The sequence below is a fragment of the Bradyrhizobium sp. S69 genome (assembly GCF_009766005.1).
Lineage (GTDB): Bacteria > Pseudomonadota > Alphaproteobacteria > Rhizobiales > Xanthobacteraceae > Bradyrhizobium.
Window position 1 is genome coordinate 20,001 of sequence record NZ_LMUK01000012.1, and the last position, 18,591, is coordinate 38,591.

At 62.3% G+C, this 18,591-nt stretch carries 19 protein-coding genes (1 of these 19 cut by a window edge); 7 read left to right on the forward strand and 12 right to left on the reverse strand.

Annotated features, from left to right (window positions below):
- Both GSQ88_RS04305 and GSQ88_RS04310 read right to left on the reverse strand, forming a co-directional pair.
- Window positions 1-514: the 5' portion of a phytanoyl-CoA dioxygenase family protein gene (locus GSQ88_RS04305; protein ID WP_159006155.1), read on the reverse strand. Its footprint begins 287 nt before the window's first position; the window shows 514 of its 801 coding nt (coding positions 1-514); it begins with the start codon at window positions 512-514; its stop codon lies off the left edge, out of view.
- A 134-nt stretch (window positions 515-648) separates the two neighbouring features.
- A complete protein-coding gene (locus GSQ88_RS04310; RefSeq protein ID WP_159006156.1) occupies window positions 649-1,323 on the reverse strand; it encodes a GntR family transcriptional regulator in 675 nt (224 codons plus the stop codon).
- Window positions 1,324-1,501: 178 nt separating this feature from the next.
- Between GSQ88_RS04310 and GSQ88_RS04315 the strand changes: the two genes are divergently transcribed.
- The gene (locus GSQ88_RS04315) at window positions 1,502-1,927 is read left to right on the forward strand and encodes a cupin domain-containing protein (protein WP_159006157.1); all 426 of its coding nucleotides are present in this window, start codon (window positions 1,502-1,504) and stop codon (window positions 1,925-1,927) included.
- Between the two features lie 16 nt (window positions 1,928-1,943).
- Here the strand turns inward: GSQ88_RS04315 and GSQ88_RS04320 are convergent, their stop codons facing one another.
- The gene (locus tag GSQ88_RS04320; RefSeq protein WP_159006158.1) at window positions 1,944-2,756 is read right to left on the reverse strand and encodes an alpha/beta fold hydrolase; all 813 of its coding nucleotides are present in this window, start codon (window positions 2,754-2,756) and stop codon (window positions 1,944-1,946) included.
- A gap of 21 nt (window positions 2,757-2,777) precedes the next feature.
- Window positions 2,778-3,590: an alpha/beta fold hydrolase gene (locus tag GSQ88_RS04325; protein WP_159006159.1), complete on the reverse strand. Its 813-nt coding sequence runs from the start codon at window positions 3,588-3,590 to the stop codon at window positions 2,778-2,780.
- 139 nt (window positions 3,591-3,729) lie between these two features.
- On the opposite strand from GSQ88_RS04325, the gene GSQ88_RS04330 reads away from it, so the two are divergent.
- Window positions 3,730-4,272 carry a methylated-DNA--[protein]-cysteine S-methyltransferase gene (locus tag GSQ88_RS04330; RefSeq protein ID WP_159006160.1) on the forward strand — a complete coding sequence of 181 codons (543 nt, stop codon included), beginning with the start codon at window positions 3,730-3,732 and terminating at the stop codon, window positions 4,270-4,272.
- Window positions 4,273-4,288: 16 nt separating this feature from the next.
- Here the strand turns inward: GSQ88_RS04330 and GSQ88_RS04335 are convergent, their stop codons facing one another.
- The 4 genes from GSQ88_RS04335 to GSQ88_RS04350 form a co-directional block, all read right to left on the reverse strand.
- Complete coding sequence (locus GSQ88_RS04335; RefSeq protein ID WP_159006161.1) at window positions 4,289-5,158, reverse strand: MBL fold metallo-hydrolase; 870 nt, start codon at window positions 5,156-5,158, stop codon at window positions 4,289-4,291.
- A 16-nt stretch (window positions 5,159-5,174) separates the two neighbouring features.
- Window positions 5,175-5,789, reverse strand: coding sequence for a glutathione S-transferase family protein (locus tag GSQ88_RS04340; protein WP_159006162.1), 615 nt, complete (start codon window positions 5,787-5,789; stop codon window positions 5,175-5,177).
- A 138-nt stretch (window positions 5,790-5,927) separates the two neighbouring features.
- Window positions 5,928-6,770, reverse strand: coding sequence for a fumarylacetoacetate hydrolase family protein (locus tag GSQ88_RS04345; RefSeq protein ID WP_159006163.1), 843 nt, complete (start codon window positions 6,768-6,770; stop codon window positions 5,928-5,930).
- A gap of 65 nt (window positions 6,771-6,835) precedes the next feature.
- On the reverse strand, window positions 6,836-7,687 hold the full coding sequence (locus tag GSQ88_RS04350) for an MBL fold metallo-hydrolase (RefSeq protein WP_159006164.1): 852 nt from the start codon (window positions 7,685-7,687) through the stop codon (window positions 6,836-6,838).
- Window positions 7,688-7,983: 296 nt separating this feature from the next.
- On the opposite strand from GSQ88_RS04350, the gene GSQ88_RS04355 reads away from it, so the two are divergent.
- The 5 genes from GSQ88_RS04355 (at window position 7,984) to GSQ88_RS04375 (ending at window position 12,906) form a co-directional block, all read left to right on the forward strand.
- Window positions 7,984-9,018 carry an ABC transporter ATP-binding protein gene (locus tag GSQ88_RS04355; RefSeq protein WP_159006206.1) on the forward strand — a complete coding sequence of 345 codons (1,035 nt, stop codon included), beginning with the start codon at window positions 7,984-7,986 and terminating at the stop codon, window positions 9,016-9,018.
- A gap of 17 nt (window positions 9,019-9,035) precedes the next feature.
- On the forward strand, window positions 9,036-10,328 hold the full coding sequence (locus GSQ88_RS04360) for an ABC transporter substrate-binding protein (RefSeq protein WP_159006165.1): 1,293 nt from the start codon (window positions 9,036-9,038) through the stop codon (window positions 10,326-10,328).
- A gap of 72 nt (window positions 10,329-10,400) precedes the next feature.
- Complete coding sequence (locus GSQ88_RS04365) at window positions 10,401-11,282, forward strand: ABC transporter permease (RefSeq protein WP_159006166.1); 882 nt, start codon at window positions 10,401-10,403, stop codon at window positions 11,280-11,282.
- 1 nt (window position 11,283) lies between these two features.
- Window positions 11,284-12,162, forward strand: coding sequence for an ABC transporter permease (locus GSQ88_RS04370; RefSeq protein ID WP_159006167.1), 879 nt, complete (start codon window positions 11,284-11,286; stop codon window positions 12,160-12,162).
- A gap of 9 nt (window positions 12,163-12,171) precedes the next feature.
- The gene (locus tag GSQ88_RS04375) at window positions 12,172-12,906 is read left to right on the forward strand and encodes an aspartate/glutamate racemase family protein (RefSeq protein WP_159006168.1); all 735 of its coding nucleotides are present in this window, start codon (window positions 12,172-12,174) and stop codon (window positions 12,904-12,906) included.
- Between the two features lie 214 nt (window positions 12,907-13,120).
- On the opposite strand, the gene GSQ88_RS04380 is transcribed toward GSQ88_RS04375, so the two are convergent.
- The 4 genes from GSQ88_RS04380 to GSQ88_RS04395 form a co-directional block, all read right to left on the reverse strand.
- Window positions 13,121-14,110: an NADPH:quinone reductase gene (locus GSQ88_RS04380; RefSeq protein ID WP_159006169.1), complete on the reverse strand. Its 990-nt coding sequence runs from the start codon at window positions 14,108-14,110 to the stop codon at window positions 13,121-13,123.
- A 32-nt stretch (window positions 14,111-14,142) separates the two neighbouring features.
- Window positions 14,143-14,928, reverse strand: coding sequence for an SDR family oxidoreductase (locus GSQ88_RS04385; RefSeq protein WP_159006170.1), 786 nt, complete (start codon window positions 14,926-14,928; stop codon window positions 14,143-14,145).
- Between the two features lie 311 nt (window positions 14,929-15,239).
- On the reverse strand, window positions 15,240-16,847 hold the full coding sequence (locus GSQ88_RS04390; RefSeq protein ID WP_174247912.1) for a GMC family oxidoreductase: 1,608 nt from the start codon (window positions 16,845-16,847) through the stop codon (window positions 15,240-15,242).
- Between the two features lie 130 nt (window positions 16,848-16,977).
- A complete protein-coding gene (locus GSQ88_RS04395; protein ID WP_283810665.1) occupies window positions 16,978-18,429 on the reverse strand; it encodes a coniferyl aldehyde dehydrogenase in 1,452 nt (483 codons plus the stop codon).
- Between the last annotated feature and the right edge of the window lie 162 nt (window positions 18,430-18,591).

The following is an 18,591-nucleotide window of genomic DNA, read 5'->3' on the forward strand; positions in this document are numbered from 1 at the left end:
CCAGCGTCCACAGCGGATAAGAGGTGGTCGAGAGGTCGTGCGCGGCCTTGAGATCGCCGGCGTGATGGCTCTTCGGCACCAGCATCAGCGGCCCGTTGATCGGCATCACCTCATCGAGGAAGATCGCGATGTTCATCGCCCGCGGCTGCGGCATGCCGTCGTCGCGTTTCCAGGTGCCGTAGTCCTGGTGCCACTGCCAGACGTCGCCGGTGAAGGCCGATTTGGCGTTGATCTTGTACTGGTGCATGTAGACCTTCTCGCCGAACACCTGCTCGACCGGATCGATCATGCGCGGGTGAGCGCCGAGCAGGCCGAACGCCTCGTTGTAGAGATGCGCGGCAAAGGCGGTGCGCGGCGCGCCGCTCTTCTCGCGCCATACCTCGGGGCGCTTGGTGTCGTAGATCCCCTCGGCTTCGCGGGCCAAGAGGTCGACTTCCTCGCGTGAAAACAGCTCCGGCAGAAACAGCCAGCCGTCGCGGTCGAAATCCTCGATCTGTTTTGGGGTCAGTTCCATGCTCGTTCCTCCTTTGGTTTTGCTTCTCTTCCTCATGGTGGGGCGCGCATCTTTGTGCGTCACGAACCATGGGCCGCTTGGTTCACCCTTCGAGACGCCGCTTCGTGGCTTCGCGAGGTGAGGACGTCTATTCGCTATGCCGCTTCGTCAACGCGCTTCAGTCGCTCTTCCGTCATTCGTCCCGCGGCGATCGCATGCGCCAGCGCGGCCTCTTCGGCGGCGTTCGCGTCGCTCGCGAAAATCTTCGCGGCGATGCTCTCATGTTCGGCCCAGGCGTTGGCGCGGTAATCGAGTTCGGCCAGCACGGTCGCCATCGAGCGGCGCATATGCGGCCATTGCGGGCCGATCATCTCTTCGATCGCCGGATTGTCCGCCAGATGATAGATCGCGCGGTGAAAGTCGACGTCGAGCGCGATCAGCTCCTCCAGCGGCGTGCGCTGGTCGATCGCCCGCCCGGCATGCAGCGCCGCCTCGAGTTGCGCGCGTCCCGACGCGTCGGCCTTGGCGCGTTGCGCGGCAAGCCGCGCCGCGAGCGCGTCGATGGCGCCGCGCACCTCATAAAGCTGGCGGATCCGCTGCGGATCGAGCCGCGTCACCTCAAATCCCTTACGACCGCTTTCGGCGACCAGGCCCTGTCGGTGCAACAGATGCAGCGCATGCGAGACCGGCTGGCGGGATACCCCGAGCTTTTCGGCCAGCTCGTTCTGGCGAATGCGATGCCCCGGCGGCAGGCTGCGGTCGGTAATTCCGGCCAGAATCCGCTCGTAGACTTGGTCGATCAGGTTGGGAAGCTGATCCAGGGGCGTCATGGGCCTATCCGGTTAGAATACGGAATTCAGAATTCAAAACCTACCAAATTTACGGATATGGTCAAGCAGCCCGGTTTGACTCCATTCCAGAGATGCCGGCGTTTGCGAATCTGGTCTGGGGGCGCCAGTCTGCGGCGAGGAGGGCCGCGCCGATGCGGCCGAGACGGAGTTCAGGCAGATGAGCGCAAATGACCGGCCCTTGGTCACTAGGCAGGGCCTTGAGGACGGCAACACCGCCCAGTCCGGCGGATTGAAGCTGATCACGGGCGTCGGGCCGCAACATACGCCGGCAACGAAACTCTGGTTCGGAAAGGCTTCCAATCCGCCCGGCTTTCGGTCGTTGCCGCACCATCACGGAGAGGCCGAAACCGGTGCCTATCTGTTGTCCGGCCGCGCCCGGATTTATTTCGGCAAAAACTACAGCGAATATGTCGAGCTGGCGGAGGGCGATTTCATGTTCGTCCCGCCGTTCCTGCCGCATCTCGAAGCCAACATGAGCATCACCGAGGAACTGTGGTGGCTGGCCTGCCGCACGCCTGAAAACATCGTGGTCAACCTGCCCGACGTCGAGGATAGTTCGCTTCCGGGCTATCGCCGGGCATGACGGTGGGGCGCTGCCGTCACCCCTTCAGGAATTCGATCACGATCTCGCAAAATTCCTGCGGCGCCTGCTCGAACATCCAATGTCCGGCGCCTTCGATCATCGCGGTCTTGGCGCCGGGTACCTGGGCTGCGAGCGCGCGCAGCACGGCGGGCAGGCTTCCCTTGGTCGCGGTACCGCCGATGAACAAGGTCGGAACCTTGATCGATTGCGCTTCGGTCTTTGCATAGGGCTTCCGGTTCTCGCCGGCCTGCCCGATCAAGGTGAAGACATTGTCGCGCAACTGCTGCTTGGGCGCGGCGGCAAGACGGCCCCACGCCCCGTCGCCCTCGATCGTCTCGAAGAACAGCTTTAGCGCGCCCTCGACGTCGCCATCGGCCACTTTCGCCGCCCCGGCCGCGAACCGCGCCGCCCGTTGCGCGGCGCCATCGGGAGCCGCGGTTGGATCGAGCGTGGCGTCGAGCTCGCCGCCGGGTTCGGCCAACACCAGCCTGCGCAACAGATCGGGGCGTTGCTGGGCAACCCGAAACGAAATGTGGCCGCCGCGGGAATGCCCCATCAGATCCACTGGCCCGTCGCCCAGCCTTTCGAGGAAACCGATCATATCGGCGACATGCTGCGCCATCAGATAATCGTTGCCGACGCCATCCCAGTGCTCAGGGAAGAAGTGCCGCAGGCTGACCGCGATCACGCGATGTTTTTTCGATAGCGGGCCCATTACTGCCGACCAGGTCCGGAAATCACCCAGCGTGCCATGCACGCAGACCAGCGGCCGGCCTCTCCCGATTTCGAGATAGGCCATGTCGTATCCGTTGACGGGCAAGGTTTGCATCGGATTTTCCGCTAGGCTTCCCTATGACGCGCCGAGAAATTCGAGCACGACCTCGCAAAACTTCTGCGGCGCCTGTTCGAACATCGGGTGCGTGGTGTTGGGGATCATCACGGTTCTGGAGTTGCGAACATGGGTTGCGAGCCCGTGCAGCACCTGCGGCAGCGTTCCCTTGGTTCGGGCGCCGCCGATGAACAGCGTCGGCATTTCGATCGCCTCCGCGTCCGCCTTTGAGAACGGCGGTCGGCGGTCGCGGGCCTGCCCGATCAAGGTGACCGCGTTATCCAGCAATTGCTGTTTCGGCGCCGCCGGCAGCCGGGTCCAGGCGCCGGGCCCTTCGATCGCATCGAAGAAGAATTTCAGCCCGCCCTCGACATCGCCGGCGGCGATCTTTTCGGCCGCGGTCGCGATCCTCGCGGCGAGCGGAGAGGGACCGGGCTTATGGTCCGGATCGAGCGTGGCATCGAGTTCGCCGCCGGGCTCGGCCAGGATAAGCTTGCGCAATAGATCAGGCCGCTGCTGCGCCACCCGAAACGCGATATGGCCGCCGCGGGAATGCCCCATCAGGTCCACCGGGCCGACCTTCAGGTGCTCGATGAAGGCAATGACATCGGCGACGTGCTGCGCGATCGAATAGCTGTCGCCGCTTCCGTCCCACAGCTCGGGAAAGAAGTGCCGCAGGGACACCGCGATGACCCGATGCTGCCCGGATAATGGCCCGAGCACGCAAGACCAGATGCGGAAGTCGCACAGCGAGCCGTGCACGCACAGCAAGGGCGGCCCTTCGCCGACCTCGAGATAGGCCATGTCGTAACCGTTGACGGGAAGGGTTTGCATGGCGGGCGCGGCGTTCGATCCGGGGATTTCACAGGCTTGTTGCGGCCAAATTGCCCCGGAATCCGGGTGGACCGCAACCGCTTTGATACTTAGATTCTAGCGAGGGAAGACCGGCTCAAATCAGGTTTTGGAGCTCGCCATGAACGGGCAATATTTTGCGATTTTCGACACCGCGCTCGGCCGCTGCGGCCTCGCCTGGAGCGAACGCGGTATCAACGCGGTGCAACTGCCGATGGGCGCCGAGGACAAGACCCGCGCCCGGATTCGGCAGCGCTATGGCGACATCACGGAATCGCCGCCCCCCGCCGAGGTGCAGGCGGCGATCGAGGGGATCGTCGAGTTGCTGGCCGGCAAGCCGAAAGACCTGACGGCCGTCGTCCTCGATCTCGACGGCGTTCCCGAATTCAACCGCGGCGTCTACGATATCGCGCGCGCTATACCGCCGGGCAAGACCTTGACCTATGGCGATATCGCCAAGAAACTCGGTGGCGTTGAGCTGTCGCGCGACGTCGGCCAGGCGCTCGGGCGCAATCCCTGTCCGATCGTGGTGCCGTGTCACCGCGTGCTGGCCGCCGGTGGCAAGCCCGGCGGCTTCTCCGCCAATGGCGGCGTGGTGACAAAACTCAAGATGCTGGAGATTGAGGGCGCGGTGGTCAATTACACGCCGAGCCTGTTCGATTAAGCCGCTCCCGGCCTGCCTAGATCGCCTCGCATGAAAATCCGTTGCCCTTGCGACGGATTTTGCCGGTCGAGGGCGAGGGGAAATGCGCGGTGCAGCACAGCGTATCGGTGTCGCAATAGCGATCGAGGAAGCTGCGTCGCGTCGCGGCGGCTTCCGCCTGATCGACGTCGAACTTGGCCGACAATTCCGGGTGATGCGTCTGCAAAGGCGAATGCATCAAATCGCCGGCGAACACGGCGTCATCCTTGCCCTTGCCGAAAGCAAAGGCGACATGGCCGGGCGTGTGACCTGGCGTCGGCAGGATACGGACGTGATCGCCGATCGCGTAGTCGTTGCGCACGATCTCGGCCTTGTTGGCGTTGACGATCGGCAACACGCTGTCGGCGAACGGCGGCACTTCGGCCTTGGCGTTCTGTTCGGTCCAGTAATCGAACTCGCCCTTGCCGAACACGTAACGAGCGTTGGGAAAGGTCGGCACCCAGCGGCCGTTTTCCAGCCGCGTGTTCCAGCCGACATGGTCGACATGCAAATGCGTGCACATCACGAAGTCGATGTCGCCGACCGAAAAGCCGGCGGTCGCCAGCGCGCGCATATAGGTGTCGTCGGTCTTCATATTCCAATTCGGGCGTAGCGGCCGCGGCTTGTCATTGCCGATGCAGCTGTCGATCAGAATGGTGTGATGCGGCGTCTTCACGATGTAGGACTGGAAACAAAGGATCGTCACGTCATTGGCGTCGAGCGCGCCGGCCTTTTGCATCCAGGAGCGGTTTTCCGCCAACAGCTCCGGCGTCAGCGCGGGCAGCATATCCAGCGCCGGTAGGAACGTGGTTTCCTGCTCGATGATGCGATGGATGGTGAAGTCGCCGGCGGTGAGTTTCAGGCTCATGGTAAACTCCTACAATTCAGGCGGCGGGCGGCACCGAGATATTCACCGACGGCCGTTCCAGCATCTTCTGATGGAAGGCGTCGAGTTTTGGATAGGCCTTGTGCCAGCCGCAATCGGGAAAGCGGAAATCGGCATAGCCGAGCACGCAAACCAGGGCGATCTGCGCGATGTCGAACGGCCGCGCCAGCATGTCCGGATGGTTCTCGAAGCGCGCCATGCCCTTCCAGGCCCGGTTCCAGTGATCGTCGGACCAGGCCTGCCACTGCAGGCCCTGCGGCCGCACCATCCGCTCGTAACGGCAGAGCAGCATCGAATCGAGCATGCCCTGCAGCAAGGAGTGATCGCTTTTCACCTTCCAGCGCGTCGGACCGGACGCCGGGATCAGCTTGCCGCCACCGGCGAGTTCGTCGAGATATTCGACGATGACGTAGGAATCCAGCACCACATCGCCATTGTCGAGGATCAGCGCCGGCAGTTTCTTCACCGGATTGATCAGCGAATATTCCTCGTTGGGCTGGCCCGGCGCCACGCTTGCCGGCACGAATTCGATTTTATCGATCAGCCCAAGCTCGATCGCGGCAATGCGCACCTTGCGGGCGAACGGCGAGGCCTGGGAGAAGGTGAGTTTCATGGCGAATGTCCTTGAACTGGCTTTCAACCGTCATTGCGAGGAGCGAAGCGACGAAGCAATCCATTCTTTGTAGCCCAATGGATTGCTTCGCTTCGCTCGCAATGACGTGGCTGGCGTCGAAGCCCGACGCCAGGAGGCTTACGCCTCGATGATCTGCTGGCGCTGTTCGCCGAGACCTTCGATGCCGAGCGTGACGACGTCGCCGACGTTGAGGTATTTCGGCGGCTTCATGCCGGTGCCGACGCCGGGAGGCGTGCCGGTGGTGACGATGTCGCCGGGCAGCAGGGTCATGAACTGCGAGACGTAGGAAATGCACTTCGCCATCGTGAAGATCATGGTCGAGGTCGATCCGGTCTGGCAGCGCTTGCCGTTGACGTCGAGCCACAACGACAGCTTCTGCACGTCGGCGATCTCATCCTTGGTCACGAGCCACGGGCCGAGCGGGCCGAAGGTGTCATGCGACTTGCCCTTGGTCCATTGGCCCAAACGCTCGATCTGGAAGTTGCGCTCGGAGACGTCGTTGCAGACGCAATAGCCGGCGACATGATTGAGCGCGTCGGCCTCGCTGACGTATTTGGCACGGGTGCCGATAATGGCGGCGATTTCGACTTCCCAGTCGAGCTTGGTCGAGCCGCGCGGCTTTTCGACATTGTCGTACGGGCCGCTCAGCGCGGTATTGGCCTTCAGGAAAAAGATCGGCTCTGCCGGGATCGGATTGCCGGTTTCCTTGGCATGGTCGACATAGTTCAGCCCGATCGCGACGAATTTCGAGATGCCGGTGACCGGTGCGCCGATCCGCGGCTTGCCGTCGACGGCAGGAAGCTTGGAGGCGTCGAGGCCGGCCAGCTTGGCCAGCGAGGCCGGTGCATAGGCCTCGCCATTGAGGTCCTTCACATGCGCGGACAAGTCGCGCAATTGACCCGATTTATCGATCAGGCCGGGCTTTTCCTGGCCAAGGTTGCCATAACGTACAAGCTTCATTTTAATCACTCCCTTCGAGGGTTTTCGTTACTTTCGATGCTTCATGGAACAGGGCGGGACGAAATTCAACTGCCCAAAACGACGTATTTGAAGGCGCTGCCGTCACGCTGGATGCGGCCGGCGTTGAAATGGCCGCCGATCACCAGGGTCGGGGTGTCGGCGAAGCGGGCGAACAATTCGCGCCGTGTCACAGCGGATTGAACCGGATCGGAATCGGCGGTGGACGACCAGTCGAGATGGGCCATCTGACAAGGGTGGTGGGCGACATCGCCGGTCAGCAAGCCCTGTTCGCCGTCCGACGTGATGTGAAGGCTCACATGGCCCGGGCTGTGGCCGGGCGTCGATATCAGGGTGATTTCATCGCAGATCCTGGCATCGCCGGCGACCAGGTCAGCCTTGCCGGCATCGACGATCGGCTTCACGGAATCGTTAAATACCGCTGATTTATCGTCCTCGTCGCTGTGGTCGCGCCAGTGCTCATATTCGGTCCTGCCGAAGACATAGCGGGCATTGACAAAAGTCGGCACCCATTTGCCGGCCTCCAGTCTGGTGTTCCAGCCGACATGGTCGACATGCAGATGGGTGCAAAGCACGGTGTCGATGCTGTCGGGTGCAAAGCCCGCCGCGGTCAGCGTATCCAGGAATGGATCCTTCCGGTTATTCCAGGTCGGCACCTTGCGGCCTTCCTTGTCATTGCCGAGCCCGGTATCGACCACGATCCGGCGTGAGGGCGTCTCGATCACCAGCGAATGGATCGACATCTTGAGGCGACCTTCTTCGGTGGCGAAATGCGGAATCAGCCAGGGCAGCCGCTGGATTTCCTCATTGCTGGCGAGCGGCAGGATAAATCGCGTGCTGCCGACCGTCTCCAACTCGACGATCTTGGTGATCCTGACCCTGCCGACATTCCAGTGCATCCGGCGTTTTCCCTGAAGCTTGGTTTGTTGGGGCGGAAGATGCTGGTTTCCGACGCCTCGCGCAATGGATCAGCCCGCGCTCTGGCGCATTGACGGGCATGCAAAACAGGGGTGCTGCGATGCAGAAGCAGCTTTTCAACATCGCCTCAAACACTTCAACTAATCGGCACTGACGAGGTCCTTTTTTGGATCGTCTGGCGCATTCTTTGGCACATCTGTTGCATCTATTTCGCGACGAGTTGCAAGGCGCCAAGATCGCCCGGGCGCTTGGAAAAAGGCATTGCGGATTGGTGCAGATGACGATCAAGGCGGCGCTAGAACTGGTGAAACTGACCAAGAAATACGGCACCGTGACCGCCGTGGATGCTATCGACCTCAAGATACCAGCGGGCTCCTATTGTTGCCTGCTCGGGCCTTCCGGCTGCGGCAAGACATCCACGCTGCGCATGATTGCCGGCCACGAATCCGCGACATCCGGCGATATCATTGTCGGACCGAAGAATGTGACGGACCTGCCGCCCGCTCAGCGAAGCACGGCAATGATGTTCCAGTCCTACGCTCTATTTCCGCATCTGTCCGTCATCGACAACGTTGCCTTTGCCCTGAAAATGAAAGGCGTCGCCAAAGCCGAGCGCCATGCCGAGGCTGGAAAATTGCTGGAACTGGTCGACATGCAGGCCTATTCGGCGCGACTCCCGGGGCAGCTCTCCGGTGGCCAGCAACAGCGGGTGGCGCTTGCACGCGCCTTGATTACCTCACCCCAGATTCTGCTGCTCGACGAGCCGCTTTCGGCGCTCGATCCATTTTTGCGGCTGAGGATGCGAGCCGAACTCAAGAAACTGCAGCGCGAGCTCGGGATTTCCTTCATCCATGTCACGCACGGCCAGGACGAGGCGATGGCGCTGGCCGACATTGTGGTTCTGATGAATAGCGGCCGGATCGAGCAGCAGGGCTCACCGCGAGAAATCTTCAACCATCCCCGAACCGCGTTCACCGCGAAATTCATCGGCGGCCACAACGTCATCGCTATCGGCAACGAGACCTTCGCGGTTCGCGATGATCGTCTCAACCTGAGAAGGCCGGGCGAAGCCGTCAATGGTCCGTCGATCGCCGGCACCGTCAGCGAGATCGAATACCAGGGGACCTATATCCGCGTCGCGATTGCCGCTGACGACGGGACGGATATCTCGGCCCAACTCACTGAAAGTCAGTTCGACGCGACCAACTACGCCGTTGGCGAGCATGTTCTCGCCAGCTGGGACCCGGCGCAGGCGAGCCCCCTGAAGACCAGCAGTTCTGTAGCTATCCCGCCGTCCGACAAGGCGGCTTGACCCCCGAGGAGACGATTATGAGCAATCCTTCGAAATCAAACAGCGGCGTCAGCCGTCGCGCCTTGCTGAAGGGCACCGCCGGAGCGGTGGGTCTCGCGGCGGGTTCGGGTGCCATCACCGGTTTCCCTTATGTCCACTCGGCCGAGCCGAAAGTGTTGCGTTATCTCGGGACCGCGGTGAACGAGGGCGATGAAATCTCGAAGAAATGCCTGGAAGATACCGGCATCAAGATCGAGTACATCACCGCGACAACCGACGACGTGACCAAGCGCGTGATCACCCAGCCAAATTCGTTCGATGTGCTCGATACGGAATATTTCACACTGAAGAAGCTGGTACCATCGGGCAATATTTTTGCGCTCGATGCCAAGAAGATCAAGCAGTTCGACAATATCACCCCGGTCTTCACCAAGGGTCAGTTGCCCAACGGCAAGAAGATCGGCGGCCAGGGCACCGCGCCCTGGAAGGTGCTTTATCTGGAGGGTGCGAACTCCAAGAAGTTCTCGACGACACCGACCGAATTCGTGACGCTGATTCCGACGGTCTACAACGCCGATACGCTCGGTATCCGGCCGGATCTGATCAAGCGGCCGATTACGTCCTGGACCGAACTGCTCAATCCCGAATTCAAGGGCAAGGCCTCGATCCTGAACATCCCCTCGATCGGTATCATGGATGCCGCGATGGTGGTCGAAGCTACCGGCCAGCATACATATGCCGACAAGGGCAACATGACGAAGGCCGAGATTGATCTCACCATGAAGATCATGACCGAAGCCAAGCAGGCCGGCCAGTTCCGCGCGTTCTGGAAGGATTTCAACGAATCCGTCAACCTGATGGCGTCAGGCGAAACCGTGATCCAGTCGATGTGGTCGCCTGCGGTCACCAAAGTGCGCTCGATGGGAATCGCCTGCAAGTTTCAGCCGCTCAAGGAAGGCTATCGCTCGTGGGCATCGGGATTCTGCGTATCAAAGGCAGCTTCGGGTCCGAAGCTCGACTGGGCCTATGAATTCGTGAACTGGTATCTTTCTGGCTGGGCGGGCGCCTATCTCAATCGTCAGGGCTACTACTCGGCTGTTCTTTCCACCGCCAAGGCCAACATGACGGCTGACGAATGGGGCTACTGGATGGAGGGCAAGGCCGCCATCGGCGATATCAAGGCGCCGGACGGCACCATCCTCGAGAAAGCCGGCGCCACGCGTGACGGAGGTTCCTATGACGACCGCATGGGCGCGGTCGCCTGCTGGAACGCTGTCATGGACGAGAACGATTACATGGTGCGCAAGTGGAATGAATTCATCGCCGCTTGATGCGATCTCGGGACTTGCCGGGCCGACGCGCCCGGCAAGTCATGCTCCGATTTGACAGAGATCGGCCTTTTCATGGTTCAAGACCGCAAATCCTTGGTTGCGTGGCTTCAGGCCGCGCCGATGATGCTGATCTTCACGTTGTTTTTTCTGCTGCCGTTGCTGTTCGTGACGATTGTCAGCGCGTGGGACTACAATGAATATGAAATGATCCCCGCCTTTAGTCTGCGCGGCTATACCGATACGTTCGAGGGATGCATCGCCGGGTTGCCGGATCTGTGCACCATCCTGAAGACCTACCTGAAGACATTGAAATTGTGCCTGCTGACCTGGAGCCTGACGCTTCTGATCGGCTTCACGGTGGCGTATTTCCTCGCGTTCCACGTGCGATCCAAAACCTGGCAGATTGTGCTCACTTTGCTCTGCACCATTCCATTCTGGACCTCGAATGTGATCCGCATGATCGCATGGATTCCGCTGCTCGGCCGCAACGGACTGGTCAACAAGGGGCTTGAGGGCATCGGGCTGATCCAGCAACCGGTCGAATGGCTGCTGTTCTCCGAATTCTCCGTCGTGCTGGCCCTTGTGCACCTCTTCACCTTTTTCATGGTGGTGCCGATCTTCAATTCGATGATCCGGATCGACAAGCGGCTGATCGAAGCCGCCTACGACGCCGGGGCCACCGGCTGGCAGACCCTCGTGAACATCATCATTCCGCTGGCAAAGCCGGGAATCGTGATCGGTTCGATCTTCGTGATCACCATCGTGATGGGTGATTTTGTCACCGTCGGCGTGATGGGCGGCGAACAAATCGCATCCGCCGGCAAGATCATCGAGACGCGCCTCAGCGCCTTGCAGTTTCCCGCCGCCGCCGCCAACGCCGTCATCCTGCTCGGCATCACGATCCTGATCATTTCATCGCTGACCCGGATCGTCGATATCCGCAAGGAATTGTGAAATGGGCGAGAAACGGTCCAGATCGTTTTATGTGCTGGCGGCGTTCTTCGGCGCTTACGTGCTGTTTCTCTACGGACCGATGATCGCGATCTACATCCTGTCGTTCCAGGGCCCGGACGGCGGCCTCACTTTCCCGATGAATGGCGTCTCGCTGGTATGGTTCGGCAAGGTGTTCTCGGGGTCGGGCATCGTCGACATCGGCGCGGCTTTCAAGCGATCGCTCGAACTCGGCCTGGTCGTCATGGTGCTGACGGTCGTGCTTTCGGTTTCGGCCGGCATGGCCTTCCGCAAATCCTTCCGTGGCGCGACCTTCCTGTTTTATGTGGCCATTGCGAGCCTGATCATGCCGTCGATCATCACCTCGCTCGGCATCGCGCTGGAATTCCGGTTGCTCGACGATTTCATCATCAAGAGCGGCGCCGACAACTGGACGACGGCGATGGGACTTTTCACGTCAGGCCTCGGCGCGCATCTGACCTGGACCTTGCCGTTCGGGCTTTTGATCATGTTTGCCATCTTCAACCGGTTCGATGGCCGGCTTGAAGAGGCGGCGCGCGATCTCGGCGCCACACCCTGGCAGACATTTCGCCACGTCGTGCTGCCGATCATATTGCCGTCTGTCGTGGGTATCGGCCTGTTCGGCTTTACGTTGTCGTGGGACGAACTCGCGCGTTCCAGCCAGGCCATCGGATCGGTCAATACCTTGCCGCTTGAATTGCAGGGCCTGACCACAACCGTGACCAAGCCGGACATCTATGCACTGGGAACATTGACGAGCGGCGTATCCTTCCTCGTCATTTTCGCAGCATTGGTCGTCATTCTCGCGCTGCAGGCGCGGCAGCGACGCCATGGGTCTGACGCGGGCAAGGGAATGGTGTAGAACCGCTTCATGCGCATTCTCATCGTCAACCCGAATACGACCGCCGCCATGACTGAGAAGATCGGCCGCGCGGCACGCGCCGCCGCGGCCGTGGGCACCGAGATCATCGCAGTCAATCCGCCGGACGGGCCGGTCTCGATCGAAGGCTATTATGACGAGGCGTTTTCGGTGCCTGGGCTACTGGCCGAAATCGCGAAGGGCGACATCTCAGGGGTTTCCGCCCACATCATCGCCTGCTTCGATGACACGGGTCTCGAGGCGGCGCGATGTATTTCGCCGGTGCCCGTCATCGGTATCGGCGAGGCGGCGTTTCATCTGGCCTCGATGCTGGGCCACCGCTTCTCGGTCGTGACGACGCTCTCGCGCTCGATCGCGGCCATCGAGAACAACCTGCTGAAATACGGGTTGGCCGGCCGCTGCGCCAAAGTGCGGGCGTGCGAGGTGCCGGTGCTGTCGCTCGACGATCCCGCGTCGGATGCCGCCGCGCGGATCGGTGCGGAAATCGAGCTCGCCAAACAAGAGGACCGGGCCGAAGCGATCGTTCTGGGGTGTGCCGGCATGGCCGATTTGGCCGCACGTCTGTCGCAGCGTCATGGTCTGCCCGTGCTCGATGGGGTCGCGAGCGCCGTCAAGCTGGCGGAAGCCTTCGGCGCGCTGGGCCTCAAGACCTCAAAGATCGGCGCCTATGCGCCCCCGCGACCGAAACCCTATCTCGGATCGGTTGCATCGTTCTCACCGCGCTAGAGCACGATGATTGTTGATTGAATCGGCCGCGATTTCCCTTCACCTCTCCCGTTGGGAGAGGTCGGCGCATAGCGCCGGGTGAGGGGTTAGGCCTCTCGCTTGGTTAAGAAGCCCTCACCCGATTTGCTTCGCAAATCGACCTCTCCCCGCCGGGGAGAGGTGAAGAAAAGTGCGCGGACAGCGCTAGCTCAATCCGATCTCATCCCGCGCTAGGCTACCGCGCGCAGTCGACAACGACGGTGCCGAGCTTGTCGCCTTTTTCGACCGCCAAGTGCGCCTGCGCGGTGTCCGAGAGCGCGAATTGCGCGGCGATATTGTGGATGCGCGGGCCGCCCGCCAGCCATTTCGAGATATCGGCCTGGGCTGCGGCCAAAAGCTCGGGCGGCAGCGCATAGAGCACCAGGGTCCGCAGGGCGATGCATTTTTCCATCAAGTCACGCATCGCAATCATCGGCGTGCGATTGCCGTTGGTGGCATAGACGGCGATGGTCGAATTCATCGCCATGATCTTCAGCGTGGTGGCGAGATTGCCGCCGAAATCGACGTCGACGACGCGATCGACGCCACGGGTTTCGGTGAACGCCATCACCTTGGCGACGACGTCCTCGGTCCGGTAATTGACGACGAGATCGGCGCCGGCCAGGCGTGCCTCGATATCCTTGGCCGGCGAGCTCACGGTCGCGATCACGCGGGCGCCGCCCCATTTCGCCAGTTGCACGGCATAGTGTCCGACCGCGCCGGCGCCGCCGGTGACCAGAACGGTCTGGCCGGTGATCGGCCCATCGCTGAACAGGCTGCACCACGCCGTCATGCAGGGAATGCCGAGCGTCGCGCCCGCGGCGAAGGAAAGCTCTTCGGGCAGCGGCGTCACTAGATTTTCGGCCAGGGTGATGTACTCGGCCGCGGTGCCGAAGGCGCGGCCGTTGCGCTGGCCGTTGAACAGCCAGACGCGCTGGCCGACGCTGAGCCGCGTGACGCCGTCACCGGTCTGGTCGATAATTCCGGCGCCGTCACTGTTGGGAATCACCCGCGGAAATTCCATCGCGCGATAGCTGCCGGCACGGCGGCCGACATCGGCGGGATTGACGCCGGAGGCCTCCAGCCGCACGCGCACTTCGCCCCGAGCCGCCACAGGCGTCGGCATCTCGCCCACGGTCAATACCGTGGGCGCGGCACCCGTCCGCTCGTACCAGACGGCCTTCATTCACGCCGGGCCTTCACTTACATCACCTTCATTTACATCGTGCCGGGGTAGGCGCCGCCGTCGAGCAGGATGTTCTGGCCGGTGATGAAGCCGGCCTTGGCCCCGCAAAGAAACGCGCACGCGAGCCCGAATTCCTCGGGGTCACCGACGCGGCCCGCAGGGTTGGTCTTGCCGCGCTCGGCGATCATCTGATCAAGGGTCACGCCGCGCTTCTCGGCTTCGGCCTTGGCGACGGCGCCGCGCAGGCGATCGGTGTCGAACGGGCCCGGCAACAGGCCGTTGATGGTGACGTTGTTGATCACCGTCTTGCGCGCAATGCCGGCGACAAAGCCGGTGAGGCCGGAGCGCGCGCCGTTCGACAAGCCGAGCACCTCGATCGGCGCCTTCACCGCGGCGGAGGTGATGTTGACGATGCGGCCGAACTTGCGTGCCATCATGCCGTCCACCGTTGCCTTGATCAGCTCGATCGGCGTCAGCATGTTGGCGTCGATCGCCTTGATCCAGTCGTCGCGGGTCCAGTTGCGGAAATCGCCGGGCGGCGGGCCGCCGGCGTTGTTGATCAGGATATCCGGATCGGGACACGCCTTCAGCGCGGCCTCGCGGCCGGCCGGCGTGGTGATATCGCCGACCACTTCCGTCACCGTGACGCCAGGGCTCAATTTACGGATTTCCGCGGCGGTCTTTGCCAGCGCCTCGGCGCCCCGCGCGGTCAATGTGACATCCACGCCTTCCGCAGCCAGCGCGATTGCGCAGGCGCGTCCCAAACCCTTGCTGGATGCGCATACGATGGCGCGGCGGCCTTTGATCCCAAGATCCACAGTCTCACTCCCATGTCGTCAGATGATTTTTGCAAGCTTTTTGCAAATGTGATGGCGCCATACTAGCCAAGTCGGATGGCCCTGAGTAGTGGCTCCCTGCCGCCCGAAATGCATAGCAGCGGGCGGAACCCGCACGGCGGCGCATTGATCGAGGGGGTCGCCGTCATCCTGAGGAGCGCACTCTTGTGCGCGTCTCGAAGGATGGCCGCACGCACGGTGCTGAACACCATCCTTCGAGGCGCGCCAAAGATGGCGCGCACCTCAGGATGACGGTGGCGTGTGGGGGTGATGGCAGCAGCGCGCGTGGCGCGCTAGCTCGCCCGCATCTCCGCCCGGATCATGTCGGCAGCCTTTTCGCCGATCATGATGGTCGGCGCATTGGTATTGCCGCCGATCAAGGTCGGCATGATCGACGCATCGACCACGCGCAGGCCATCGAGGCCATGGACTTTCAGGGTCGGATCGACCACGGCCATCGGATCGTCCACGCCCATCTTGCAGGTGCCGACCGGGTGATAGACGGTATCGACCCGCGCCCGCAGCAGGGCGCGGATGTCATCGTCGGTGTCGATGCCCGACGTGAACATGTCTTCTTTCTGCAACGCGCGCAGCGCCGGCGTCTCCATCAGGCGTCGCGTGGTCTTGAAACCCGCGACCATCGCTTCGAGATCGTCGACCTCGCCGAGGAAATTCGGATCGATCAGCGGTGCCTGCATCGGGTCGGCATTTTTCAACGTGACGCTGCCGCGGCTCTTCGGCCGCAGCAGGCAGACATGGCAGGAGAAGCCGCTTCCCCAATGGCGTTTGCGGCCGTGGTCGTCGACCATGGCCATCCCGAAATGCAACTGGATATCGGGCACCCCGAGTTCGGGGTGGGTTTTCAGGAAGCCGCCGCACTCGGCGAAATTGGACGTCATCGGCCCGCGGCGTTCGCGTCTATATTGTCCGATCGCGCGAAAAATCCGCGCGATGCCGCCAAACGAGATGCCGGTAAAGTTCGGATCGTCCGAGGTGTAGGCGAAAATGAAATCCGGATGGTCCTGCAAATTTTGTCCGACGCCCGGCAAATGATGGACGCTTTCGATGCCGTGCTTGGCAAGGGCCGCGCTGTCGCCGACGCCGGACAGCATCAGCAATTGCGGGGTCTGGAAGCCGCCGGAGGAGACGATGACTTCGCGGCGGGCGCGGATCTGCTTCAGCTCCTTGCCCTGCCGGTATTCGACACCGACCGCGCGCTTGCCCTCGAACAGGATGCGGGTGGCGTGCGCCCCGGTTTCGACCCGCAGGTTCGATCGCGTCGCCATGAACGGATGAATGTAACCGCGGGCGGCGCTCCAGCGCTCGCCGTTCTTCTGCGTGACCTGATAGATGCCGAGCCCTTCCTGCTCCTCGCCATTGAAATCCTCGCGAACCCGGAACTGCGCCTCACGCGCGGCCTGCAGAAAGGTCTGCTGGATCGGATTTCCCGAGCGCAAGGCATTGACCGCAAGCGGGCCGCCTTTGCCGTGATAGTCGCCGTCAAATTCCGCATTGTCTTCCGAGCGCTTGAAGTAGGGCAGCACATCGGCATAGGACCAGCCGGGATTGCCGAGCGAAGCCCATTGATCGTAGTCGCTGCGGTGGCCGCGGATATAAACCATGGCGTTGATCGCGGAGGAGCCGCCAAGCCCCTTGCCGCGTGGCTGATAGCCGATCCGGCCGTTGAGACCCGGCTGCGGCACGGTATCGAACGCCCAGTTGTTGAGCTTGCCGGCGACCATCAGCACCAGCGCGCCGGGGGTGGTGACCACCCAATTGTCGTTGCTGCCGCCGGCATCCAGCAGCGCGACCGAGGTTTGCGGATCCTCCGAGAGCCGGCTTGCCACCGCGCAGCCGCCGGAGCCTGCGCCCACCACCACGAAATCGAATGTATCCGTCACGCGTGTCCCCCCGGAGTTTTTTTGTTTTTCGTCATTGCGAGGAGCGAAGCGACGAAGCAATCCAGTCTTGCTGTGATGCCCGGATTGCTTCGCTGCGTTCGCAATGACGGTGTGGCGAAGCGTCTCGTCGCTACGACATGAATCGCAGCATCTTCTGCAGCCGCGCGATCTTCGTGCCATAGGGCGGATAGAGATCGGCCAGCCGGTTGAACGGCGAACGATAGAACACCGGCTTCAGCTTGCTGAGATTGTTGAAGCCCCACTCGCCGTGGTAGGCGCCGGTGCCGGACGCGCCGATGCCGCCCATCGGCTGGTTGACTTGCGTGAAATGAAACAGGCAGTCGTTGATAGTGACGCCGCCGGAGACCGTGCGCGCCAGCACCTCGTCGCGCGCCGCCGCATCCTTGCCGAACCAATACAGCGCCAGCGGCCGGTCGTGCCGGTTGATCCAGGACAGCGCTTCGCCCGCGTCCTTGCAGCCTACGATCGGCAGCAGCGGCCCGAAGATCTCCTCCTGCATGATGGTCATGTCGGGCGTGGCGCCGACCACCAGCGTCGGTGGGAATTTGCGTTTGGCCTTCCACGCGGGATCGTCCGGTTTCGCCAGTTGGACGATTTTCGCGCCCTTGGCCGCCGCATCCGCCGCGAGCGCTTCGAGCCGGGCGTAATGCCGGTCGGAGACGATCGAGGTGTAGTCGGAATTGTCGGGGTTGGTGCCGTACATGCCGCGCATCCGGCCGTCGAGCTTGTCGGCGAATTCCTGCACCTTGCCCTCGGGCAGCAGCACATAATCCGGCGCGATGCAGGTCTGGCCGGCATTGAGCAGCTTGGCATAGGCGACACGGGCGGCTGCTTCATCAAGATCGGCGGAGCGATCGATGATCACGGGCGATTTGCCGCCGAGCTCGAGCGTGAGCGGCGTCAGATTGCGCCCCGCGGCTTCCGCCACCAGGCGCCCGATTCGGGTCGAGCCGGTGAAGATCAGATGGTCGAACGGCAACGAGGCAAAGGATTTTGCGATCTCGTCTTCGATGCCGGTGACGGTGATCTCGCCGGCATCGAACTTCGCCGCGATCAGTTCCTGCAACAGCGCAGAAAACCGCGGCACCAGTTCGCTCGGCTTGATCATCACCCGGTTGCCGGCGGCTAGCGCCCCTATCGCCGGCGCCAGGGTCAGCTGCAACGGATAATTCCACGGCGAGATGATGCCGACCACGCCGAGCGGTTGCGGGATCAGGCGATTTTTGGCGGGCATGAATTGCAGCGCGGTTGCGACCCGCCGCGGCGCCATCCATTTCTTCAGGTGCTTGGTGGCGTGCTTGATTTCGACCAGCACGAACAGCGTCTCGGCGATCGCGGTCTCGACCTGCGAGCGATGGCCGAAATCGGCCGAGATCGCCGCCTCGAAACGGGATTCATTATCTTGGACGAGCGCGCGCAGCCGTGACAACCGGTCCAGCCGCGCGGCCAGATCGGGCGCGGGCTGGGCCCGCGACAGCTCGAACATCCGCTCAAAGGCGTCCGCCACGGCGCGCTGCGCCGGGCTTATCAGGGGCTGATCCATCGGCGTTTCCCTTGGAATTTTCTTGGGGCCAAGGCTGGGCCTTTGTTCCGCTTCTGGCAAGGGCCGGGCTGCGTGGACAAAACGCGTCAAAACAACACCCCGAAAGCCCGGTTTCGGCCCGTCGGAACCGATCGCGCGCCCGCGGGTCGATTTGGCGGGATAAGGGGCGGGCCAGGCGTC

Excerpts from the sequence above, each read along its gene's own strand:
- GSQ88_RS04310 (WP_159006156.1), bottom strand. The coding sequence starts at position 1,323 with ATGACGCCCCTGGATCAGCTTCCCAACCTGATCGACCAAGTCTACGAG.
- GSQ88_RS04315 (WP_159006157.1), top strand. The coding sequence starts at position 1,502 with ATGAGCGCAAATGACCGGCCCTTGGTCACTAGGCAGGGCCTTGAGGAC.
- GSQ88_RS04320 (WP_159006158.1), bottom strand. The coding sequence starts at position 2,756 with ATGCAAACCTTGCCCGTCAACGGATACGACATGGCCTATCTCGAAATC.
- GSQ88_RS04325 (WP_159006159.1), bottom strand. The coding sequence starts at position 3,590 with ATGCAAACCCTTCCCGTCAACGGTTACGACATGGCCTATCTCGAGGTC.
- GSQ88_RS04330 (WP_159006160.1), top strand. The coding sequence starts at position 3,730 with ATGAACGGGCAATATTTTGCGATTTTCGACACCGCGCTCGGCCGCTGC.
- GSQ88_RS04335 (WP_159006161.1), bottom strand. The coding sequence starts at position 5,158 with ATGAGCCTGAAACTCACCGCCGGCGACTTCACCATCCATCGCATCATC.
- GSQ88_RS04340 (WP_159006162.1), bottom strand. The coding sequence starts at position 5,789 with ATGAAACTCACCTTCTCCCAGGCCTCGCCGTTCGCCCGCAAGGTGCGC.
- GSQ88_RS04345 (WP_159006163.1), bottom strand. The coding sequence starts at position 6,770 with ATGAAGCTTGTACGTTATGGCAACCTTGGCCAGGAAAAGCCCGGCCTG.
- GSQ88_RS04350 (WP_159006164.1), bottom strand. The coding sequence starts at position 7,687 with ATGCACTGGAATGTCGGCAGGGTCAGGATCACCAAGATCGTCGAGTTG.
- GSQ88_RS04355 (WP_159006206.1), top strand. The coding sequence starts at position 7,984 with ATGACGATCAAGGCGGCGCTAGAACTGGTGAAACTGACCAAGAAATAC.
- GSQ88_RS04360 (WP_159006165.1), top strand. The coding sequence starts at position 9,036 with ATGAGCAATCCTTCGAAATCAAACAGCGGCGTCAGCCGTCGCGCCTTG.
- GSQ88_RS04365 (WP_159006166.1), top strand. The coding sequence starts at position 10,401 with ATGGTTCAAGACCGCAAATCCTTGGTTGCGTGGCTTCAGGCCGCGCCG.
- GSQ88_RS04370 (WP_159006167.1), top strand. The coding sequence starts at position 11,284 with ATGGGCGAGAAACGGTCCAGATCGTTTTATGTGCTGGCGGCGTTCTTC.
- GSQ88_RS04375 (WP_159006168.1), top strand. The coding sequence starts at position 12,172 with ATGCGCATTCTCATCGTCAACCCGAATACGACCGCCGCCATGACTGAG.
- GSQ88_RS04380 (WP_159006169.1), bottom strand. The coding sequence starts at position 14,110 with ATGAAGGCCGTCTGGTACGAGCGGACGGGTGCCGCGCCCACGGTATTG.